The organism is Polaromonas sp. P1_E1_2 (assembly GCF_056406035.1).
Genome location: NZ_JBFUAZ010000616.1, coordinates 1 through 2,496 on the forward strand (window position 1 = coordinate 1; position 2,496 = coordinate 2,496).

Sequence of the window (2,496 nt, forward strand, 5' to 3'; positions counted from 1 at the left end):
GCCTTGAACGGCAAAAAGTCTGAGCCATCCACCAGCCGAGCGATGACCTCGTACATGTCCAGCGGCTGGCGCAGGTCGTCGGGAACCAGGCCCAGCAGCTCGTCAGGCGGGTAAATCGGCTCACAGGGGAGATCGGTGTTTGCTATTGAATTAGTAGCTGCTTGCGCCCGCCCTGCTTTGCTTGCTGCCCGATTTGACCATGAAGTACGGGCCACCACCTGGCGCGCCAGCCCCAGCGCATGGCGATCGTCATCAGCCAGATGCTCACCCAGGCCCGACACGCCGGTGTGCATTTCAGCGCCACCCAGTTCTTCTTCGGTCGCCACCTCGCCGGTAGCGGCCATCAGCAGTGGCGGGCCGGCAAGGAAAGCGCGGGAACGCTTGCGCACCATGATGACGACGTCGCTCAGGCCCGGCATGTAGGCGCCGCCAGCCGTGCCCGAACCGTGCTGCACGGTGATGACGGGAATGCCCGCCGCCGACAGCCGCGCCAGATTGCGGAAAAGGCTTCCACCGTGCACAAAGCCTTCGACCCGGTAGCGCATGAGGTTGGCGCCCGCACTTTCCACCAGGTGGATAAAGGGCAGCTTGTTTTGCAGCGCAATCTCCTGCACGCGCAGGATCTTTTCCAGTCCCATGGCCTGGACGGCGCCGGCCTCTATGCCTGAATCACTGGCCACCACCATGCAGCGCACGCCACTCACAAAGCCGATACCCGCCACCACGCCGCCGCCCGGCACCGACTGGGCCGCGTCCTTGTTGTCCTGCAGGTAACCCGCGAGGGAACACAGGCCCAGCCAGGGCGCACCCGCATCCAGCAGCAGCGCCACCCGCTCGCGCGGCAGCAGCTGGCCGCGCTTGTCGAAGGCGGGCCGTGATTTGGCGGAGGCGGCGGCGCTGCGCTCTTCCAGCGCGCGCAATGCGGCGATGCGCGACAGCATGGCCTCACGCCGCTGCATGGCTTGTGGCGATTGCGCATTCCACGCAGACTGGAACAGCGTCATGACTGGAAGACCTTGGGGGTCTCAGCCAGGTGAAAACCATCGAAAGGTTTGATCGCATCACGCTGCAGCGCGTCAGTATCGGGCCGCTGCATGGGCCAGCCCATGCGCATCTGGGGCCTGGCGCCGTCGACGCGCAAGGTGCTGCCGCTGATGAAGTTGGCGGCCTTGCTGAGCAGGAAGACGACGGCCGCCGAGGTTTCGCTTTCGGTGCCGAAGCGGCCCAGTGGCACCGTGTGGCGCATCTCGCGCAGCATGGGGCCGGCCTCGGGCGGGTAGTGGTCCATGCCGCTGGAGGCGATGTAGCCGGGCGCGACCGCGTTCACCCGCACGCCGCTATGGGCCCATTCGGCCGCCGCGGTTTCGGTGAAGCTCACCATGCCGGCGCGCGCCGCGCCGCTGTGGCCCATGCTGGGCATGGAACCCCACATGTCGGCCACTATGTTGACGATGCTGCCGCCCTTTTCCTGCATGGCTTGCAGGTAGCATTCGCGCGCCATCAGGAAGCCGCCGGTCAGGTTGGTGTTGATGACGGCCTCCCAGCCCTTGGCGCTGATGGATTCCAGCGGCGTGATGTACTGGCCGCCCGCGTTGTTGACAAGCCCATCGATACGGCCCTGCGCCACCACGATGGCGGCGATGGTGGTCTTGACGGCCTCTTCCAGGCGGATGTCACAGGGGTGAAAACTCACGCGCCCGCCCTGCGCCACGATTTCGCCGGCCACGCTGTGAAGTTTCTCGATATTCCTGCCTATCAGCACCATATGCGCGCCCAGCGCAGCGAGTTCATGCGCGATGCAGCGGCCAATGCCGGAGCCGCCGCCGGTGACAACAATGACCTGACCGGCAAAAAGACTGGGTTGGAACACGGATTGGTAACTCATGCGCGGATCTTTCTTGCCGGAGATTTCGGAGTCTTTTCTCCAATGAACAGCGCCATGGCCGCATCCGCCAGATCGTCCAGTGACGCATCTTTTTTTGCATCAAACCACTGCACCGACCAGTTGAGTGCCCCAAAGATCAGAAGGCGCGAAAGCTTCACCGGTCCCTTGAGTTGCCCTGCCGCGGCCAACGCCTTCAGCACAGGCTCCCAGACAGCTTCGTAATTGCTTTGCAGTCTGGCCAGCAGGTTGCGCTGCCGGGCTGTGATCGAACGCGACTCGTAAAGCATCACAGGGATGAAGTCGCTGCCGGGGCCCAGCAGCACGTCAAAGTGATTGCGGATCAGCACGTGCAGCAGCGCTGGCGCCTCAGCGGTAGAGAGCCCCGCCGCCTGCAGGGCCGCSGCCTGGCGTTGAATCGCCGAGCGCATGCCCTCTTCCATCACGGCATTGAGGAGTGCCGCCTTGCTTTTGAAGTGGTAGAAGGGCGAACCGCTGTGCATGCCGACGGCCGCTGCGATGTCGCGCGTGCTGGTGGCGTCAAAGCCTTTTTTTCGGAACAACCGGGCGGCCGCATTGACGAGTTCGACCCGCCGGTTGCCGTCGTCGCGTTC

The 2,496-nt window shown here is 64.4% G+C and carries 3 protein-coding genes; all 3 read right to left on the reverse strand.

The genetic code is table 11. The features are described from left to right. A partial coding sequence (locus tag AC1D1P_RS20750; RefSeq protein WP_477674266.1) for a carboxyl transferase domain-containing protein occupies positions 1 to 1,004 on the reverse strand: 1,004 nt, incomplete at its 3' end. Further along, complete coding sequence (locus tag AC1D1P_RS20755) at positions 1,001 to 1,885, reverse strand: SDR family oxidoreductase (RefSeq protein WP_477668445.1); 885 nt, start codon at positions 1,883 to 1,885, stop codon at positions 1,001 to 1,003. The genes AC1D1P_RS20750 and AC1D1P_RS20755, both read right to left, overlap by 4 nt. After that, on the reverse strand, positions 1,882 to 2,496 hold a 615-nt coding region (locus AC1D1P_RS20760), incomplete at its 5' end, for a TetR/AcrR family transcriptional regulator (protein WP_477674267.1). The genes AC1D1P_RS20755 and AC1D1P_RS20760, both read right to left, overlap by 4 nt.

Excerpts from the sequence above, each read along its gene's own strand:
- AC1D1P_RS20755 (WP_477668445.1), bottom strand. The coding sequence starts at position 1,885 with ATGAGTTACCAATCCGTGTTCCAACCCAGTCTTTTTGCCGGTCAGGTC.